15 protein-coding genes are annotated in these 17864 nt (G+C 71.4%); 5 read left to right on the forward strand and 10 right to left on the reverse strand.

Going from position 1 to position 17864, the window contains the following annotated elements; translation table 11 throughout:
• Positions 1 to 200 precede the first annotated feature (200 nt).
• Genes SZN_RS02905 through SZN_RS02915 form a run of 3 tightly spaced genes read right to left on the reverse strand, consistent with a single transcriptional unit; the run spans position 201 to position 2895 of the window.
• Positions 201 to 962 carry an amino acid ABC transporter ATP-binding protein gene (locus tag SZN_RS02905; protein ID WP_007491262.1) on the reverse strand — a complete coding sequence of 254 codons (762 nt, stop codon included), beginning with the start codon at positions 960 to 962 and terminating at the stop codon, positions 201 to 203.
• Positions 959 to 1903, reverse strand: coding sequence for an amino acid ABC transporter permease (locus SZN_RS02910; RefSeq protein ID WP_007491263.1), 945 nt, complete (start codon positions 1901 to 1903; stop codon positions 959 to 961). The genes SZN_RS02905 and SZN_RS02910 overlap by 4 nt, the downstream gene beginning before the upstream one ends.
• 35 nt (positions 1904 to 1938) lie before the next feature.
• A complete protein-coding gene (locus SZN_RS02915) occupies positions 1939 to 2895 on the reverse strand; it encodes an ABC transporter substrate-binding protein (RefSeq protein ID WP_007491264.1) in 957 nt (318 codons plus the stop codon).
• Positions 2896 to 3548: 653 nt separating this feature from the next.
• Between SZN_RS02915 and SZN_RS02920 the strand changes: the two genes are divergently transcribed.
• The 4 genes from SZN_RS02920 to SZN_RS02935 all read left to right on the forward strand — a co-directional run bounded on the left by SZN_RS02920 (position 3549) and on the right by SZN_RS02935 (position 6903).
• Positions 3549 to 4769, forward strand: a complete 1221-nt coding sequence (locus SZN_RS02920) for an NAD(P)-dependent malic enzyme (protein ID WP_007491265.1) — start codon at positions 3549 to 3551, stop codon at positions 4767 to 4769.
• Between the two features lie 247 nt (positions 4770 to 5016).
• A complete protein-coding gene (locus tag SZN_RS02925; RefSeq protein ID WP_007491266.1) occupies positions 5017 to 5979 on the forward strand; it encodes a zinc-binding dehydrogenase in 963 nt (320 codons plus the stop codon).
• Positions 5980 to 6127: 148 nt separating this feature from the next.
• Positions 6128 to 6337, forward strand: a complete 210-nt coding sequence (locus SZN_RS02930) for a helix-turn-helix domain-containing protein (protein ID WP_007491269.1) — start codon at positions 6128 to 6130, stop codon at positions 6335 to 6337.
• Positions 6337 to 6903, forward strand: a complete 567-nt coding sequence (locus SZN_RS02935; RefSeq protein ID WP_007491271.1) for a Clp protease N-terminal domain-containing protein — start codon at positions 6337 to 6339, stop codon at positions 6901 to 6903. The genes SZN_RS02930 and SZN_RS02935 overlap by 1 nt, the downstream gene beginning before the upstream one ends.
• Before the next feature lie 129 nt (positions 6904 to 7032).
• Here the strand turns inward: SZN_RS02935 and SZN_RS02940 are convergent, their stop codons facing one another.
• Together SZN_RS02940 and SZN_RS02945 are read right to left on the reverse strand one after the other, a co-directional pair.
• Entirely contained in the window at positions 7033 to 8061 is a 1029-nt protein-coding gene (locus SZN_RS02940; RefSeq protein WP_007491273.1) for a PadR family transcriptional regulator, read from the reverse strand.
• 1 nt (position 8062) lies between these two features.
• Positions 8063 to 9037: a DUF4097 family beta strand repeat-containing protein gene (locus SZN_RS02945; RefSeq protein ID WP_043727789.1), complete on the reverse strand. Its 975-nt coding sequence runs from the start codon at positions 9035 to 9037 to the stop codon at positions 8063 to 8065.
• Between the two features lie 171 nt (positions 9038 to 9208).
• Between SZN_RS02945 and SZN_RS02950 the strand changes: the two genes are divergently transcribed.
• A complete protein-coding gene (locus SZN_RS02950; protein WP_007491277.1) occupies positions 9209 to 10054 on the forward strand; it encodes a hypothetical protein in 846 nt (281 codons plus the stop codon).
• A 172-nt stretch (positions 10055 to 10226) separates the two neighbouring features.
• Here SZN_RS02950 and SZN_RS02955 read toward each other — a convergent pair whose 3' ends face one another.
• The 5 genes from SZN_RS02955 to SZN_RS02975 form a co-directional block, all read right to left on the reverse strand.
• Entirely contained in the window at positions 10227 to 10409 is a 183-nt protein-coding gene (locus SZN_RS02955; protein ID WP_007491279.1) for a DUF6104 family protein, read from the reverse strand.
• A 178-nt stretch (positions 10410 to 10587) separates the two neighbouring features.
• Positions 10588 to 14385, reverse strand: a complete 3798-nt coding sequence (locus SZN_RS02960) for a multifunctional oxoglutarate decarboxylase/oxoglutarate dehydrogenase thiamine pyrophosphate-binding subunit/dihydrolipoyllysine-residue succinyltransferase subunit (protein ID WP_007491281.1) — start codon at positions 14383 to 14385, stop codon at positions 10588 to 10590.
• 280 nt (positions 14386 to 14665) lie between these two features.
• Positions 14666 to 15772: a sensor histidine kinase gene (locus tag SZN_RS02965; protein ID WP_007491283.1), complete on the reverse strand. Its 1107-nt coding sequence runs from the start codon at positions 15770 to 15772 to the stop codon at positions 14666 to 14668.
• The gene (locus SZN_RS02970) at positions 15769 to 16506 is read right to left on the reverse strand and encodes a response regulator transcription factor (RefSeq protein ID WP_007491285.1); all 738 of its coding nucleotides are present in this window, start codon (positions 16504 to 16506) and stop codon (positions 15769 to 15771) included. Before SZN_RS02970 ends, SZN_RS02965 begins: the two co-directional genes overlap by 4 nt.
• A 132-nt stretch (positions 16507 to 16638) precedes the next feature.
• Positions 16639 to 17316: a spermidine synthase family protein gene (locus SZN_RS02975; protein ID WP_007491287.1), complete on the reverse strand. Its 678-nt coding sequence runs from the start codon at positions 17314 to 17316 to the stop codon at positions 16639 to 16641.
• Positions 17317 to 17864 lie beyond the last annotated feature (548 nt).

Here is a 17864-nt window from a genome sequence, read left to right on the forward strand (position 1 = left end):
GGGCGGCGCAAGGGCCGATGCCGGACACGGACCCCGGACGCGGACCACATGATCGACGAGTGCGCGCCCCGGGGCAACGCCCCCGGTCGGGCCCGGCGCCCCGCCCGCGCCGATCAGGCCGGATCTCGCGGCGCCCCCCGGCCCGGCCCAGGCGTGAGGGGCGGTACGGGCATCCCGTACCGCCCCTCATCCGCGTACCGTCAGAGCACCTTCGACAGGAACGCCTGGGTCCGCTCGTGCCGCGGGTTCGTCAGCACCTCGCGCGGGTTGCCCGACTCCACGACCACGCCGCCGTCCATGAAGACCAGGCTGTCGCCGACCTCGCGGGCGAAGCCCATCTCGTGGGTGACGACGACCATGGTCATGCCGGACTCGGCGAGGTCGCGCATGACGTCGAGGACGTCGCCGACCAGCTCCGGGTCGAGGGCCGAGGTCGGCTCGTCGAAGAGCATCAGCTTCGGGTCCATCGCCAGCGCGCGGGCGATGGCCACGCGCTGCTGCTGGCCGCCGGAGAGCTGGGAGGGGTAGTTCCGCGCCTTGTCGGCGAGGCCCACCCGGTCGAGCAGCTCCGTCGCACGCTCCCTGGCCTTGGCCTTGGACACGCCCTTCACCTGGACCGGCGCCTCGACGACGTTCTCGGCGGCCGTCATGTGCGGGAACAGGTTGAAGCGCTGGAAGACCATGCCGATGTCCCGGCGCTTGACCGCGACCTCGCTGTCCTTCAGCTCGTAGAGCTTGTCGCCCTTCTGCCGGTAGCCGACCAGCTCGCCGTCGACGTACAGCCGGCCGGCGTTGATCTTCTCCAGGTGGTTGATGCACCGCAGGAAGGTGGACTTGCCGGAGCCGGAGGGGCCGATGAGGCAGAAGACCTCGCCCGACCTCACCTCCAGGTCGATGCCCTTGAGGACCTCTAGCGGGCCGAAGGACTTGTGCACGCCCTCGGCCTTGACCATGGCGGTCATGCGGCGCCTCCTGTCGACCCCGAGCGGTTGGAGAGCGACAGCACGTTCGCCCTGATCTTCTGGAACGGGGTGGCCGGCAGCGAGCGGCTCGAACCGCGCGCGTAGTAGCGCTCCAGGTAGTACTGGCCGACGCTGAAGACCGAGGTCAGCAGCAGGTACCAGGCCGCCGCCAGGAACAGCATCTCGGCGGGGGCGCCGGAGGTCTGGCCGATGTCCTGGGCCGCGCGCAGCAGCTCGGGGTACTGGACTACCGAGACCAGCGAGGTCGTCTTCAGCATGTTGATGACCTCGTTGCCCGTGGGCGGCACGATCACGCGCATCGCCTGCGGGATCACGATCCGGCGCAGCGTCTTCACATGGCTCATGCCGAGCGCGTGCGAGGCCTCGGTCTGGCCCTCGTCGACCGCGAGCAGACCGGCACGGCAGATCTCCGCCATGTACGCGGCCTCGTTGAGGCCGAGGCCCAGCAGCGCCGTCAGGAACGGGGTCATGAAGTCCGACCACTCGTTCTTGTAGAACGGCCCGAGGTTGATGAACTCGAAGACCAGGCCCAGGTTGAACCAGACGATGAGCTGGACCAGGACCGGGGTGCCGCGGAAGAACCAGATGTAGAACCACGCGATCGACGAGGTCACCGGGTTCTTCGACAGGCGCATCACGGCGAGCAGGACACCGCCGACGATGCCGATCGCCATGGAAAGGACGGTCAGCAGGAGTGTCTTGCCGACGCCGTTCAGGATGCGGTCGTCGAAGAAGTAGTCCGGGATCGCGCCCCAGTTGATCTTGCCCTGGGAGAACGCGTACACGACGGCGCCCAGCAGGGCGACCGCCACGACGGCGGTGACGTACCGCCCGTAGTGACGGACCGGAATCGCCTTGATCGCCTCCGGGCCGGCCGGCGGGGTGTCCGCCGGCCCGTCCGTCTTGTCGATGTCAGTCACAGGTGTTGCCTTTCAGTGCCCGCTGTCAGCCGCGGTCACTTGCCGCCGTTGACGGCGGCTTCCTTCACCGCGCCGTCCTCGACGCCCCACTTCTTGATGACCTTGTCGTACTCGCCGTTCGCGATGATCGCGTCCAGCGCGGCCTTCAGGGCGTCCCGCAGCTGGGTGTTGCTCTTGGCGACCGCGATGCCGTACGGGGCGGCCTCGACCTGGTCGCCGACCAGCTGGAAGTCGTTGCCGCCGCCGGAGGTCTTCACGGCGTACGCGGCGACGGGGAAGTCGGAGGAGCCGGCCGCGGCGCCGCCCGCGCGCAGGCGGGTCTGGGCCTGCTGGTCGTTGTCGAAGGACTCGATGGCGATGGTCTTGCCACCGGTGCACTTCTTGGCCTCGGCCTTGGCCAGGTCCTCGGAGACCGTGCCGCGCTGCACGACGATCTTCTTGCCGCACAGGTCCGACCAGGTCTTGATGTCGGTGTTCTTGCCCTTCTGGGTGTAGATCGAGACACCGGCCGTGAAGTAGTCGACGAAGTCGACGCCCTCGCCGACCTTCTTGCCGGTGTCGGCGTCGATGCCGTCCTGGCGGTCCTTGGTGTCCGTCATCGCCGACATGGCGATGTCGTAGCGCTTGGAGCGCAGACCCGTGATGAGGCTGTCGAAGGTGCCGTTCTCGAACTGGAACGTCACACCGAGCTGCTTGCCCATGGCGGCGGCGAGGTCGGGGTCGATGCCGACCGTCTTGCCGGAGCCGTCCTTGAACTCGACCGGCGCGTAGGCGATGTCCGAGCCGACCTTGATGACGCCCTTGTCGCGGATCGCCTGCGGCAGCTTGTCGGCCAGCGGCGCCGCGCTCTTGGAGCCGCTGCTCTGCGAGCCGCTGTCGTCGGTCTGGTCACCGCAGCCGGTGAGGATCAGGGCGCCTGCGACCGCGATCGAGCCGACCGCTGCGAACCGGGAACGAACGGCGGCCGTACGACGGGTGGAGCTTGCGGTCATGGTGGGTTCCTCCGGCGGATGGGTGGAGTTGCCGATGGGGCGTGCAGCCGCCGAGGAGTTCGGCGCTGCCGTGGTCGTCGTGCACACACGTCTTCGAGTGTCGCGACCTCGTGTGATTACGGCATCTTGCCATTCGGACTCGGCCGTTCAGGGCGCCCGCCATGTCAAAATCGGATAACGGGTGATCCCCGAACCGCCGCAGGTCGGTACATCCTGACCGCACCTCTTGCGGGAATCTGTCCTTCCGGCCGGAAGATCTTCGGTTTGCCGTGAAAAGCGGACCACGGGTGTGGTGACTCTGTCGACTTCTGGGTCTTTCCCTGTATACGACATTTATTGTCCGCTTATCCACCCATGATTCGCGCGCGGGCCGTCATCGGCTCGTGTCCGATTCGTGTCGTCGCGGCGAGTGGTTTTCCTTCCCGCCATGTGATCTTGCACGTACTGGACTCGTCGTCGGCGCGGTCCGTCCGGTAAGAAGGTTCTTTACACCCCTCATCCGGGGCCCAGGGCGCGTGTGCGGCGCGCTCGTCGCGTATGGGCCGTACGTCGTACGTCGTACGTATCAACGATCAGGGCCATGCGCGTCCCCGCCCACTTCTCACCAGGAGTGGTCCCACCCTCGAACCAGAACACCTAAGGGGTCAGACAAAGTGGCAGCGGAGATCGTCAATCCTCGCAGCGGGAGCAATACCGACCAGGACGGGGCCGAGCCCCTCGATTCCTTCGATCCGGCTTTCGCGCTCCACCGCGGCGGCAAGATGGCGGTGCAGGCCACCGTGCCGATCCGCGACAGGGACGACCTGTCCCTGGCGTACACGCCCGGGGTCGCGAAAGTGTGCAGCGCGATCGCCGAGCAGCCGGATCTCGTCAACGACTACACGTGGAAGTCGTCCGTGGTCGCCGTCGTCACCGACGGTACGGCCGTGCTGGGCCTCGGCGACATCGGGCCCGAAGCCTCCCTCCCGGTGATGGAGGGCAAGGCGATCCTCTTCAAGCAGTTCGGCGGCGTCGACGCGGTGCCGATCGCGCTCGCCTGCACCGGGGTCGACGAGATCGTCGAGACCGTGGTGCGCCTCGCCCCCTCCTTCGGCGGCGTGAACCTGGAGGACATCTCGGCGCCCCGGTGCTTCGAGATCGAGCGCAAGCTCCAGGAGCGCCTGGACATCCCGGTCTTCCACGACGACCAGCACGGCACGGCCGTCGTGACGCTGGCGGCGCTGCGCAACGCGGCCCGGCTGACCGGCAAGGGCCTCGCCGATCTGCGGGCCGTCATCTCCGGTGCCGGGGCGGCGGGGGTCGCCATCGCCAAGATGCTGGTCGAGGCCGGTATCGGCGATGTCGCGGTCGCCGACCGCAAGGGCGTCGTGTCCGCCGACCGCGCCGACCTGACGGCGGTGAAGCGGGAGCTGGCCGGGTTCACCAACAAGGCCGGCCTCACCGGCACGCTGGAGTCGGCGCTGGCCGGCGCGGACGTCTTCATCGGCGTCTCCGGCGGGACCGTGCCGGAGGCGGCCGTCGCCTCGATGGCCGAGGGCGCGTTCGTGTTCGCCATGGCCAACCCGAACCCCGAGGTCCACCCGGAGGTCGCCCACAAGTACGCGGCGGTCGTCGCCACCGGGCGCTCGGACTTCCCCAACCAGATCAACAACGTGCTGGCCTTCCCCGGGATCTTCGCCGGCGCGCTCCAGGTGCGGGCCTCGCGGATCACCGAGGGCATGAAGATCGCCGCGGCCGAGGCGCTGGCCGGCGTCGTCGGCGACGACCTCGCCGCCGACTACGTGATCCCCTCGCCGTTCGACGAGCGCGTCGCCCCGGCCGTCACCGCGGCCGTCGCCGCGGCCGCCCGCGCGGAGGGCGTCGCCCGCCGATGAGCTGAGCACGGCCGACCGGACGACCCCGCCCACCCGGGCGGGGTCGTCTTTTTGCCCGGGGGATCGGCCGTACGGGTGGAGCGGGGGCGGCGCCGGGGCGGGCGGTGCGCGGTGCGGGGCGCCGGGCGGGTCGGCCGGGGCGGGGGCGGGTGTCGCGCCAGACCGACGCCGGGGGCGTTGACAAGAGGGCGTGTGTCACAGGGAAGCGTGGTTCCGCCCACCGGCGGCGGAGCCTATCGTCAAGGTCATGTTCGCCGTCTACGCCGCCCGAATCGACCGCGACCAGCCGCTCTCCGGACTGGAGTCGGGGGAGCGCCCGGCCCCCGGGGCCCGCCCCGGCTGGAGCACGATCGACGTCAGGGCCGCTTCCCTCAACCACCATGACCTCTGGTCCCTGCGGGGCGTCGGCCTCCCCGAGGACCGGCTGCCGATGATCCTCGGCTGCGACGCCGCGGGCGTCGACGCGGACGGCAACGAGGTCGTCCTGCACTCCGTGATCGGGCAGAGCGGCCACGGGGTGGGTCCCCGCGAGCCCCGCTCCATCCTCACCGAGCGCTACCAGGGGACCTTCGCCGAGCGGGTCGCCGTGCCGACGTGGAACGTCCTGCCCAAGCCCAGGGAACTCTCCTTCGCCGAGGCGGCCTGTCTGCCGACCGCCTGGCTGACGGCGTACCGGATGCTCTTCACCAACGCGGGCGTACGGCCCGGCGACTCGGTCCTCGTGCAGGGCGCGGGCGGCGGGGTCGCCACGGCCGCCATCGTCCTCGCCACGGCCGCCGGGCTGCGGGTCTTCGCCACCAGCCGCGACGAGGCCAAGCGCAGGCGGGCCCTGGAACTGGGCGCGGTGGAGGCCGTGGAGCCGGGCGCCCGGCTGCCGCAGCGCGTGGACGCCGTGATCGAGACGGTGGGCGCCGCCACCTGGTCCCACTCGGTGAAGTCGCTGAAGCCGGGCGGCACCCTGGTCATCTCGGGCGCCACCAGCGGCGACCGGCCCTCGCACGCCGAGCTGACCCGCGTCTTCTTCCTGGAGCTGAGGATCGTCGGGTCCACGATGGGCACCAAGGACGAACTGGAGGACCTGCTGTCCTTCTGCGCCGCCACCGGGGTGCGGCCCGTGATCGACGAGGTGCTGCCGATGGACCGGGCCCGGGAGGGCTTCGAACGGATGGCGTCGGGTGAGCAGTTCGGAAAGATCGTGCTGACCCTCTGAGCGTCCGACGGCCTCAGCGGCCGCGCGGACGCGGTACGGCGGCGGGTCCGGGGCATGGCTCCGGGCCCGCCGCCGTGCTGCCCGGCCCCGTGCGGACAGGCGTCAATGAGGGTTGACGCCGCCCTGTCTGTCAACTTAAGTTGACATCATGACCGAGGCAACGGATCTCGCCGAGCGGGCGGGCGATCGCGATCCACGGGTGGGCCTGCGGGCCGTCGCCGCACTGCGCCGACTGCTGGAGCAGTTGGAGGCGGTGCAGGTGCGCAGTGCGCGTCATCAGGGCTGGTCGTGGCAGGAGATCGCCGCCGAACTCGGGGTCAGCAGGCAGGCAGTGCACAAGAAGCACGGGAGGCGTTGATGTTCGAGCGGTTCACCAAGGACGCACGCGCGGTCGTGACGGGCGCGGTGGAGCACGCCGAGAAGGGCGGCGCGCGCACGATCGACCCGGAGCATCTGCTGCTGTCCCTCATCGACCGGGAGGACGGCAGGGCGTCGTCCGCGCTGGCCGCGCTCGCGGACCGGCGGCGGCTGGACTCCGTGCGTGAGGCGCTGGTCGAGGCGCGGCGGCACGCGGGTCTGTCGCAGTCCGAGACCGAGGCGCTGGCCGGACTCGGGATCGACGTGGCCGAGGTCGTCGCCCGGGTCGAGGAGACGCACGGCGTCGGAGCGATGTCCGGGGACCGCGCACCCAAGGGAAGGCGGTCCGGGCACCGCCCCTTGGACCAGGGCACCAAGGACGTCCTGGAACGATCCTTGCGGATCGCCGTCGCCCGCAAAGACCGGCACATCGGTGACGAGCACATCCTGCTCGCCCTGACCGCGCGCCCCGGCGTGCCCGCCGAGGTGCTGGCCGATCACGGGGTGACCTATACGTCCGTCACCCGGGCTCTGTACGGCGACGGCGAGAGCAAGAAAGCCGGCTGACCGGCCCGCCCGGACCGCGCGGGTGGCGGGTGCCGGACGCAGACGGTGCGGCACCCGCGGCCGGCCCGCCCGGAGCGTGCGGGTGTCGGGTGTCGGGTGGCGGGTGCCGGACCCGGGCGGGGGAGGGGCTCAGGGCTTGGGTGCGTGCAGCAGCGCCCCGATGTGGGCGGCCGCCGTCGACAGATGGCGGCGGGCGTCGCGGAGCTGGTCGGCCGTCACCCCCTGGTCCCGCGCGGCGTCCCGGATGTCGTCGCGGAACCGGTCCAGGAGCCGGTCGAGGTCCCGGACCGGCTCGCCGGTCGGTGTCTCGTGCGCCCAGGACGGTTCGTAGGCGGCGGGGAAGTCCTCGGGCGTCTCGGAGAAGTCGGGTTGCCCGGACGCCGGTCCGCCGGTGCTCCGGCGGCCGAAGCCGAAGTCCCGGCCGTAGTCCTTGCCGAGGTCGCCGAACTCCTTGGCCAGCTCCGACAGTCCCTCCCGCACCCCGGTCGGCCAGTCGCCGCGGGCGAAGTGGTCCTGCACATGGTCCTGGACGCGGCGGGCGATGCGCTGCACCTCCTCCTGGGCCTGCGCACGGGCGTGGTCCTGGGCCTCCTTGGCCTGGCGCCGGGCGCGCTGGGCCTCGTCACGGGCGCGCCGGCTCTCGTCCTTGGCCCGCCGGGCCTGCTCCTTCCACTCCTGCTTGGCGCGGCGCATCTCCTCCTTGGCGGTCCGCCACGCCTCACTGTCGGAGAAGTCCCCGAAGGGGGTCTCGGCCTTGGCGCCGGTGCCCTGGCGGGCCTCGGACGCCGCCGCGCGCATCTCGCGCCGCAGGTCTCCCGCCGCGCCGCGCACGTCGGCCTTGATCTCGGCGGCGAGTTCGGCCACCGACTCCCTGATCTCCAGCTCCAGGTCGGCCAGTTCACCGCTGCGGTCGGCCAGTTCGGCGCGGCCGGCGTCCGTGATGGCGTACACCTTGCGTCCGCCCTCGGTGGTGTGGGTGACCAGGCCCTCGGCCTCCAGCTTGGCCAGGCGCGGGTAGACGGTTCCCGCCGACGGCGCGTACAGCCCCTGGAAGCGCTCTTCGAGGAGGCGGATCACCTCGTAGCCGTGACGCGGGGCCTCGTCCAGCAGCTTCAGCAGATAGAGGCGGAGGCGGCCGTGTGCGAAGACGGGGGGCATGTCAGAGCACCTTCTTGTCGGTCGTGCCGTCGGCCGGGGACCCGCCTGTGCGGTGGTCCCGGCCGGAGGCGGAATTGTCCCCCGGGTCGTGTCCGGCGCCGCGCACCGGGTCGGTCGTCGCGTCACCGGCCGGGCCGGGTCCGCCTTCCTCCTTCTTCCACGGCTCCTCCTCGGCGGTCGGGCGGCGCAGCAGCGCGATCGAGCCGGAGACGGTGGTCGCCCGGAGTTTTCCGGTGCCCGCGCCCAGCCTGCCGGTGATCTTGTGCGCCCCCCACTGGCCGTGCACCCGCAGACCCTCGAAGGCGTTGGAGATCGTGCCGCTCGCGGTGTTCGCCTCGACCTCCGCGTCCGCCGGGGCGGGCAGGCGGATGGCGATCTCCCCGGAGACATTGGTGAGCCGGATGTCGGTCGGGCCGCCCGGATCGAGGTCGATGATCATCGAGCCGCTCACCGAGTCGGCCTTCACCGACGAGCCGGACGCCTCGACGACGGTGACATCCCCGGAGACGGAGTTGAAGCGCAGGTCGCCGGTGACGGCCTGGGCCTCCAGGCTCCCGGAGACCGTGTCCGCCCGCACCGGGCCGGACAGGCCGACGAGGGTGGTGTCGCCGGTGACGCCCTTGACGACGGTGGGCCCCTCGATCCCGGAGACGACCGCCCCCGCGCCCACCACGCCGACCTCGACCCGGGTGCCGGCGGGCACCGCGAGGGAGACCACCGCGCTGCGCCGCCAGCCTTTGCTGTCCAGCCACTTCAGGAAGCCCTTCCAGGGCAGGTCCTCGTACGCCACCGTCAGCGTGCCGTCCTCCAGGGTGACCTCCAGGGGAGGGCCCTCGATCTCGGACACCTCCAGCCGGGCGGAACCTTCGTCCGTGCCCACGACGTTCACCGTGCCGTTGACGATGCGCACATGGAGGCTGCGCACCGGCTCCTCGAACGTGAGCTTCTCGGGCTCTGCTACGGACCACTCGGGCATGGTGCGGACCTCCTGGGCGACCGGACGCGGCCGCGAGGGCCGGACCTGGAACACGACACGCCATATCGCGTCTTCCGCTATTCACGATATATCGCGGACGGGGAAAGTCAAGGCACCCGTTCTGGTGATCACAAGGCACATGAACGGGATGAATCGGCCTAGCGTGGTGGTATGCCGACGGAACAGTCCGGGACCGCGCGCCCGATCCGCCCCGCACCGGGTGCCCTGCTGCTCTGCCGCGCGGCCCCGGAGTCCGTCGCCCCCGCCGCCCGGCTGCTGCGCGAGGACATGCTGCTCGTCCCGGCCGGAGAGGAGTGGAGCGTGCTCGTGCCCGGGGGCGGGCCCTGGGCGGACGGCGGCGAACCCGTCGACCGGGTGCTGACCGGCTGGGCCGTCGCGCTCGCCGTCGGCTCCCCCTGGCCCGTGCTCGCCCTGTGGTGGGACCCCGACCGGGCCGGCTTCACGCTCGCCGCCGGTTTCCGCCGCCCCGTCGGCTACGTCTGGCTCGCCAACGGCACCCCGGCCGGTGAGGACGAGGCCATGCGCACGTTCGCCGCCCGGCTCGGCCTCGACCCGGTCCTGGACATGCAGTCCCTGGAGGGGCTGACCCGCGCCGACGCCGCCGCCGACGCGCGCACGCGCATGCGTGGCCTGCTGGCCGTCCTCACGCGCGCGGGTGTCGCCCTGCCCGACGGCCTCACTCCCGGCGAGAGCGCCGAACGGCTGCAGTCCGCGGCACGGACCCGTCCGCACCTCGGCCTCGGGGAGCGCACGGGCCCGCGCGACGCCCTGCGCGCGCAACTCGACGCCGTCGAGGGCGGCCGGCTCGGCCCCTGGCTGCCCTGGGCCCACGGCCCCCGGTCCCGCGCGCTCGCCCTCGCCCAGATCGCGGCCGGACTGCCCCTCGCCCTGTGGGGGCTGCGCCGGCGCAGCGGCGGCTGGCTCGCGGCGGGCACGGTGCTGCTCGCCCACGGCGCGCTCGGGCTGGCGTACGACGCCGTACGGCCGCTGGACTGAGCGGCCGGCCCCCGGCGGACGTACGGGCAGCGCGAAGGGCGCCCCGCGCGGGGCGCCCTCGGTACCGCGGCGGGCGACCGCCGCGCCCCCCGGCGGGCGTCAGCGCCGCTCCGGTGCGGCCGGGGAGGTCAGCCTGGCGTCGCGAGCCGGTGAACCTTCCCGGTCACCGCACTCAGATGTCGTCGTCCTCGTCGTCCAGCCGGGCCAGCCAGGTCGCCAGGCGTTCGACCGGCACCTCGAAGTCGGGGTTGAGGTCGACGAACGTCCGCAGCTGCTCGGCCAGCCACGCGAGGGAGACCTCCTCCTCGCCGCGCCGCTTCTCCAGCTCTTCGATGCCTCGGTCGGTGAAGTACATGCAGTGAGGATAAGTCCTGGCGGCGGGCCCGGTCGTACCGCGCCCAGGCGCCCGCGGAGGCACGGGACACCCGGGAGACACCCCCGCGAGACAGAGGCCCTCCCGCCGACGCCGCGGGGCCCGGACCCGAGTCGGAAGGACTCGGGGCCGGGCCCCGCGGACCGGACGCTGTGCGGGATCAGGCCCCGAACACCTCGTTCACGAGCTGCTCCTGCTCGGCCTGGTGGCGCTTGGCCGAACCCACCGCGGGCGACGAGCCGTGCGGACGGGAGATCCGCCGCAGCCGCTCACCGTGCGGGACGTCGGCGCCGACCGCCAGATCCAGGTGGTCGATCAGGTTGAGCGCGATGAACGGCCAGGCACCCTGGTTCGCCGGCTCCTCCTGCGCCCACAGGTACTTCTCGGCGTTCGGGTACTTCTTGATCTCCGCCTGGAGCTCGCGGCCCGGCAGCGGGTACAGGCGCTCGATGCGGATGATCGCCGTGTCCGTGATGCCGCGCTTGGCCCGCTCGGCCTCCAGGTCGTAGTAGACCTTGCCCGCGCAGAAGACGACCTTCCTGACCGCGGCCGGGTCGACCGAGGCGTCCCCGATGACCGGCTGGAACTGGCCCGTCGTGAACTCCTCCGCCTTCGAGGCGGCGGCCTTCAGGCGCAGCATCGACTTCGGCGTGAAGACCACCAGCGGCTTGTGGTGCGGGTTGTGCACCTGCCACCGCAGGAGGTGGAAGTAGTTCGACGGCGAGGTCGGCATCGCGACCGTCATGTTGTTCTGCGCGCACAGCTGCAGGAAGCGCTCCGGGCGGGCGGACGAGTGGTCCGGGCCCTGGCCCTCGTAGCCGTGCGGCAGGAGCAGGACCACACCGGAGGTCTGGGCCCACTTCTGCTCGGCGGAGGAGATGAACTCGTCGACGACCGTCTGCGCGCCGTTGACGAAGTCGCCGAACTGCGCCTCCCACATCACGAGCGCGTCCGGGCGGGCCAGCGAGTAGCCGTACTCGAAGCCCATGGCCGCGTACTCGGAGAGCAGGGAGTTGTAGACGTTGAGCCGCGACTGCTCCTCGGAGAGGTACTGCAGCGGCGTGTACTCCTCGCCCGTCTCGCGGTCGATGATCACCGCGTGGCGCTGGCCGAACGTGCCGCGCTGCGAGTCCTGGCCCGCCAGACGGACCGGCACGCCCTCCAGCAGCAGGGAGCCGACCGCGAGGGTCTCGCCCATGCCCCAGTCGATGGTGCCGTCCTCGACCATCGACGCCCGGCGCTGGAGCTGCGGCAGCAGGCGCGGGTGGACGGTGATGTGGTCGGGGATGGCGACCTGGGACTCGGCGATCCGCTTGACGGTCTCCGAGGTGACGGCCGTGCTGACCGCCACCGGGAACTCGGCCTGCGGGTCGGACGGCTCGGCGGCGGCCGGCTGCGAGGTGGCCTCGCGGACCTCGGTGAAGACCTTCTCCAGCTGGCCCTGGTAGTCCTGCAGCGCCTGCTCGGCCTCTTCCAGGGTGATGTCGCCGCGACCGATCAGGGACTCGGTGTAGAGCTTGCGCACCGAGCGCTTCTTGTCGATCAGGTCGTACATCAGCGGCTGGGTGAAGGCCGGGTTGTCCGACTCGTTGTGACCGCGGCGGCGGTAGCAGATGAGGTCGATCACCACGTCCTTGTTGAACGCCTGGCGGAACTCGAAGGCGAGCCGCGCCACGCGCACGACGGCCTCGGGGTCGTCGCCGTTGACGTGGAAGATCGGCGCCTCGATCATGCGGGCCACGTCCGTGGCGTACATCGAGGAACGCGAGGACTCGGGAGCCGCGGTGAAGCCGACCTGGTTGTTGATGACCACGTGGACGGTGCCGCCGGTGCGGTAGCCCCGCAGCTGCGACATGTTCAGGGTCTCGGCCACGACGCCCTGGCCCGCGAAGGCCGCGTCGCCGTGCAGGGCCACCGGCAGGACGGTGAAGTCCGTGCCGCCCTTGTTGATGATGTCCTGCTTGGCGCGGGCGACGCCCTCCAGGACCGGGTCGACCGCCTCCAGGTGCGAGGGGTTGGCGGTGAGCGAGACCTTGATCTGCTCGCCGTCCAGGCCCGTGAAGGTGCCCTCGGCGCCCAGGTGGTACTTGACGTCGCCGGAGCCGTGCATCGACTTCGGGTCGAGGTTGCCCTCGAACTCGCGGAAGATCTGCGCGTACGACTTGCCGACGATGTTCGCCAGGACGTTCAGCCGGCCGCGGTGGGCCATGCCGACGACGACCTCGTCGAGGCGCGACTCGGCCGCGGAGTCGATCACCGCGTCCAGCAGCGGGATGACGGACTCGCCGCCCTCCAGCGAGAAGCGCTTCTGGCCGACGTACTTGGTCTGCAGGAAGGTCTCGAACGCCTCGGCCGCGTTCAGCCGGCGCAGGATGCGCAGCTGCTCCTCGCGCTCCGGCTTGGTGTGCTGGCGCTCGATGCGGTCCTGGATCCACTTGCGCTGCTTGGGGTCCTGGATGTGCATGAACTCGACGCCGGTGGTGCGGCAGTACGAGTCGCGCAGCACGCCGAGGATGTCGCGCAGCTTCATCAGGGACTTGCCGGCGAAGCCGCCGACGGCGAACTCGCGCTCCAGGTCCCACAGCGTCAGCCCGTGCTCGGTGATGTCGAGGTCGGGGTGCTTGCGCTGGCGGTACTCCAGCGGATCGGTGTCGGCCATGACGTGGCCGCGGACCCGGTAGGAGTGGATCAGCTCGAAGACGCGGGCGGCCTTCGTGACGTCGTCGTCGTGGCTCGCGTCGATGTCCTTGAGCCAGCGGACCGGCTCGTAGGGGATGCGCAGGGCCTCGAAGATGTCGTCGTAGAAGCCGTTCTCGCCGAGCAGCAGGTTCGCGACGACCCGCAGGAACTCGCCGGAGGCGGCGCCCTGGATGACCCGGTGGTCGTAGGTCGACGTGAGCGTCATGACCTTGGAGATGCCGAGCTTGTTCAGGGTGTCCTGGGAGGTGCCCTGGAACTCCGCCGGGTAGTCCATGGAGCCGACGCCCATGATCACCGACTGGCCGGGCATCAGCCGCGGCACCGAGTGCACGGTGCCGAGGCCGCCGGGGTTGGTCAGCGAGACCGTCACACCGGTGAAGTCGTCCATGCCGAGCTTGCCGTCGCGGGCGCGGCGGACGATGTCCTCGTAGGCCTGCCAGAACTCGAAGAAGTTCAGCGTCTCGGCCTTCTTGATGCCCGCGACCACGAGCTGGCGGTCGCCGTTGGGCTTGACCAGGTCGATGGCGAGGCCGAAGTTGATGTGCTCCGGCTTGACCAGGGTCGGCTTGCCGTCCTTCTCCGCGAAGGAGTGGTTCATCGACGGCATGGCCTTGATGGCCTGCACCATCGCGTACCCGATGAGGTGCGTGAAGGAGATCTTCCCGCCCCGGGCCCGCTTGAGGTGGTTGTTGATGACGATGCGGTTGTCGAAGAGCAGCTTCACCGGGACCGCGCGCACGGACGTGGCCGTGGGCACCTCCAGCGAGGCGTTCATGTTCTTCGCGACCGCGGCGGCCGGGCCGCGCAGCGTCACGAGTTCGGGGCCTCCCGCGGGCGCCGCGGCCGGCTCGGCCTTCTTCGGCTGGGCGGGCTTCGCCGGAGCGGGTGCCGCGGGCCTGGCGGCGGCCGGAGCCGGAGCCGGGGCGGCGGGAGCCGCGGGCTTCGCGGCCGGCGCGGGGACCGACGGGGCGGCCGCGGGGGCCGGCGCCGAGGCGGTCTCTGCGGCCCCCGCGGCCGCAGTACCCGCCGGAGCCGAGGCGGTGGCCGCTCCCGGCTTGTAGTCGGCGAAGAAGTCCCACCAGGCGCGGTCTACCGAATTCGGGTCCTGGAGGTACTGCTGATAGATCTCGTCGACGAGCCACTCGTTCGCACCGAACGCGGCCGCGGGGTTCTTGCCCGCTTGGTCGGTGTCGGTGGTGGTGGCTCCTCCCGCCCGCAGGCTGGAGGAGCTCGAGTTACTGGGGGACTGTGGCGACACGGCGGCAACCGCCCTCTTCCGCTTCACAAGGTGATGGACAGCGGAAATAAAGGCTACGCCTCCCCGGCCCCGAAGGTCAGGCTGGGCAAGGTCATCGTCGCGTAAGTCACATCGGAGAGGGTGTTTCGGGCCCGGAAATGGCGGGAAACAAACGTGGTTCCGCTTCAGCAGGGATGGGAGCAGCGCGACCCGGCGCACCGACGGCGCGGGTCTGGACCTGGTCACACGTGTCCGTCAGGCAGGACGACGTGGATCTTGAGACTCCGCTTCGAACTTTACGTCAACTTTGAACGGAAGGCTGCCCTGGAAGTGTGACAAGAATCCGGCAACCGCGATCGGATTCGGCCACGCCGATCTGGCCGCCGTGGAGATCCACGGCCCAGCGCGCGATCGCCAGCCCCAGCCCCGTGCCGCCGTCGCTGCCCGGCCCGTGCGGCCGGCTCACGGCCCCCCGGTTGAAGCGCTCGAAGACCCGGTGCCAGTCCGACCTGGGGATGCCCGGCCCCTCGTCGAGGATCTCCAGCGCCAGCGAGTCCTCGCGCGGCCCCCGGCGTGCCCGGACCGTGACCCGGCCGTGCGGCGGACTGTGCTTGATCGCGTTGTCGATGAGGTTGGCGACGACCTGGTGGATGCGCTCGGGGTCGGCACGCGCGGTCAGCTCGGGCGGGGACACGTCGAGGTGCAGATGGACGTCCGTGCGGGTGTGGCTGCCGGAGCCGGAGGCCATGCCCCCGCGCGCGGAGACGACCATGTTGGCCTCCTTGAGCACGCCCGACAGATACGGCCACACCTCGAAGCGCCGCATGCGCAGCGGTACGACGCCGTTGTCCAGGCGCGACAGGTCCAGCAGGGTCTCCACGAGCCGGCCGAGGCGCTCGGTCTGCTTCAGCGCCGTGCGCATCGTCTCCGGGTCGGCCTCGGCGATGCCGTCGACCACGTTCTCCAGGACCGCCCGCAGCCCCGCGATCGGGGTCCGCAGCTCGTGCGAGACGTTCGCCACCAGCTCCTTGCGCTGCTGGTCCTGGGCCTCCAGCTCGTCGGCCATCAGATTGATCGTGCCGGCCAGGTCGCCCAGCTCGTCGCGCCGGCTCTCACTGACCCGGCGGGTGTAGTCGCCCTGCGAGATGGACCGGGCCACCGTGTTCATCTCGTCCAGCGGGGAGGTGAGCGAATGGGCCACGAACTGCGTGATGAGCAGGGTGGCGATCATCGAGAAGACCGTGATGAAGCGCAGCTCCGTCTGGGTGCGCACCGCGATCATCGACAGACCCGTGGTGATCAGCACCGCGATGACGACCAGCGCGCCCAGCTTGGTCTTGATCGAGAACGGACGTACGCCGCCCCAGGGCTCCCCGGGGCCTCTCCGCGCGGCCGGTCCGTCGCTCATGGCGTCGGCGTCTCCAGGGCGTAGCCCACGCCGTGCACCGTACGGATCCGCTCGGCGCCGATCTTCCGCCGCAGCGCCTTGATGTGGCTGTCGACGGTGCGGGTGCCGGAGGCGTCCGCCCAGTCCCACACCTCGGCGAGCAGCTGCTCGCGCGAGAGGACCGCGCGCGGGGTGTTGGCCAGGCAGACCAGCAGGTCGAACTCGGTCGGCGTCAGGTGGACGTCCTCGCTGCGCACCCGCACCCGCCGCTGCGCGTGGTCGATCTCCAGCTCGCCCAGGCGCAGGATGCCCGAGCGCGGGGTGGTGGCGGCCAGCGCGGCCCGCTCGACGCGGCGCAGCAGCACATGGACGCGGGCCGCGAGCTCCCGCATCGAGAACGGCTTCGTCATGTAGTCGTCGGCGCCCACGCCGAGCCCGACCAGCATGTCGGTCTCGTCGTCGCGCGCGGTCAGCATCATCACCGGCACCGGGCGCTGGGCCTGGACCCGGCGGCAGACCTCCAGGCCGTCGAAGCCGGGCAGCATGATGTCGAGGATCAGCAGGTCGGGCTGCCACGCCTCGGCCGTGTCGACGGCCGAGGGTCCGTCGCCCGCGGTCTGCACGAGGAAGCCCTCGGCGCGCAGACGGGCCGCGATGGCGTCCACGATGGTCGGATCGTCCTCGACCACGAGGACCCGGCGCTGTGCGCCCGGCGTCGCCGTCGCGCCGTTGTGGGAGGTGTGTGTCTGCTCCATCGCCCGCCCCAAAGTTGCTTTCCGGAATCCGTGGGGTGATTCCGCTGTCTGGCTGTCCCTGCTCATGCCTGCGATTGACGCTTGAATGATCCGCGTCAGAGAAGCAGAGTACGGGGAGTCACCGTCCCAGGGCTATCCAGGTCGGACGGCGAGGTGGACGACGTCCGGAACGCCCCGGGCAACGGGGATCTCTTCGGTACGCACCTGCTGGAATCCGGCATTACGCAAGGTTTCTTCGAATTCCGGAGAGGGCTGGGCCGACCATACGGCCAGTACCCCGCCGGGCCTCAACACCCTTGCGCAGCCTGCCAGTCCGGCCGGTGCGTACAGGCTCTCGTTGCCCTCCGTGACCGTCCAGCCGGGGCCGTTGTCGATGTCGAGGCAGAGCGCGTCGTACGTGGCGGACGTCTCACGGACGTGGGCCACGAGGTCCGTTCGCGCGATCCGGGTGCGGGGATCGGCGAGGGCACCGGCGGAAAAGGGGGAGAGCGGCCCGTCGAGATGCCAGTCGACGATCGCGTGCTCGCGCTCCACGACGGTGATCCGGCCCGGACGCGGATCCGCGGCGGCGTGTGCGAGCGAGAACCCGACGCCGAGCCCGCCGATCAGCAGGTGGGGGCGGGGGCGGCCGTCCAGCGCGTCGAGCGCGGCGTCCACCAGCAGCCGCTCCGAACGGCCGTCGGAGGTGTCCATCAGGAAGCAGCCGTTCGCGATGATCTGGAGCAGCCGGCCGTGCCGGCGCAGCACGACCTCGCCGTGCGGCCCCTCGCGGCGGTCCAGGACTTCGGGCATCTCGTACGAGGTGGGCATCGGCCCATCCTGGCATCACGGGGCCGCGGACGCCGTTCCCCGTGCAGGCCCGCGGCGTGCGCCACCGGGAGTTTCCGTTGGCAACTGCCGTTTTCCCAGGTCGGCTTCCTCCGGTGGGCGCGGCGCCCTACGCTCGGTGCGCGGGCTCCGAGGGGGAGCACCGCCGTGCGGGAACCGGGGGCGCCGTGGACGTGCCGACACTGATCCTGCCGGGGGCCGGAGGCGTGCCGCGCGCAGTCGCCGACCGCCCCGTCTGCCCCGTCCGGTTCGCCGGCCCGCGCCCCGTCGGGAACGCCCGGCCGCGAGGCGGGGCAACCGGGTTCGGGCGCGCACGGCCGAGCGCCCACCCCGGCCCCGCGGCCGACCCGGCCACAGCCGCCGTACCCGGCGGGCCGGGTGCCGGTACGGCCGACCTGTCCGGCGCTACGGGCCGGATCAGCGGGCCGGCGACGCCGGGCGGGGCGGCGGACGGGACGCGGTTGCTCCCGGGCGTCCGGCCCCGGAACCCGGCACGCTCCCGGTGCCCGGCCCGGTCGTGCCGCCGTCCG

This window comes from Streptomyces zinciresistens K42 (assembly GCF_000225525.1).
Classification (GTDB): domain Bacteria; phylum Actinomycetota; class Actinomycetes; order Streptomycetales; family Streptomycetaceae; genus Streptomyces; species Streptomyces zinciresistens.

Bases quoted from the DNA above. Each gene is read 5' to 3' on its own strand.
- SZN_RS02905 (WP_007491262.1), bottom strand. From the start codon at position 962: ATGACCGCCATGGTCAAGGCCGAGGGCGTGCACAAGTCCTTCGGCCCG.
- SZN_RS02915 (WP_007491264.1), bottom strand. From the start codon at position 2,895: ATGACCGCAAGCTCCACCCGTCGTACGGCCGCCGTTCGTTCCCGGTTC.
- SZN_RS02925 (WP_007491266.1), top strand. From the start codon at position 5,017: ATGTTCGCCGTCTACGCCGCCCGAATCGACCGCGACCAGCCGCTCTCC.
- SZN_RS02930 (WP_007491269.1), top strand. From the start codon at position 6,128: ATGACCGAGGCAACGGATCTCGCCGAGCGGGCGGGCGATCGCGATCCA.
- SZN_RS02935 (WP_007491271.1), top strand. From the start codon at position 6,337: ATGTTCGAGCGGTTCACCAAGGACGCACGCGCGGTCGTGACGGGCGCG.
- SZN_RS02940 (WP_007491273.1), bottom strand. From the start codon at position 8,061: ATGCCCCCCGTCTTCGCACACGGCCGCCTCCGCCTCTATCTGCTGAAG.
- SZN_RS02945 (WP_043727789.1), bottom strand. From the start codon at position 9,037: ATGCCCGAGTGGTCCGTAGCAGAGCCCGAGAAGCTCACGTTCGAGGAG.
- SZN_RS02950 (WP_007491277.1), top strand. From the start codon at position 9,209: ATGCCGACGGAACAGTCCGGGACCGCGCGCCCGATCCGCCCCGCACCG.
- SZN_RS02955 (WP_007491279.1), bottom strand. From the start codon at position 10,409: ATGTACTTCACCGACCGAGGCATCGAAGAGCTGGAGAAGCGGCGCGGC.
- SZN_RS02965 (WP_007491283.1), bottom strand. From the start codon at position 15,772: ATGAGCGACGGACCGGCCGCGCGGAGAGGCCCCGGGGAGCCCTGGGGC.
- SZN_RS02970 (WP_007491285.1), bottom strand. From the start codon at position 16,506: ATGGAGCAGACACACACCTCCCACAACGGCGCGACGGCGACGCCGGGC.
- SZN_RS02975 (WP_007491287.1), bottom strand. From the start codon at position 17,316: ATGCCCACCTCGTACGAGATGCCCGAAGTCCTGGACCGCCGCGAGGGG.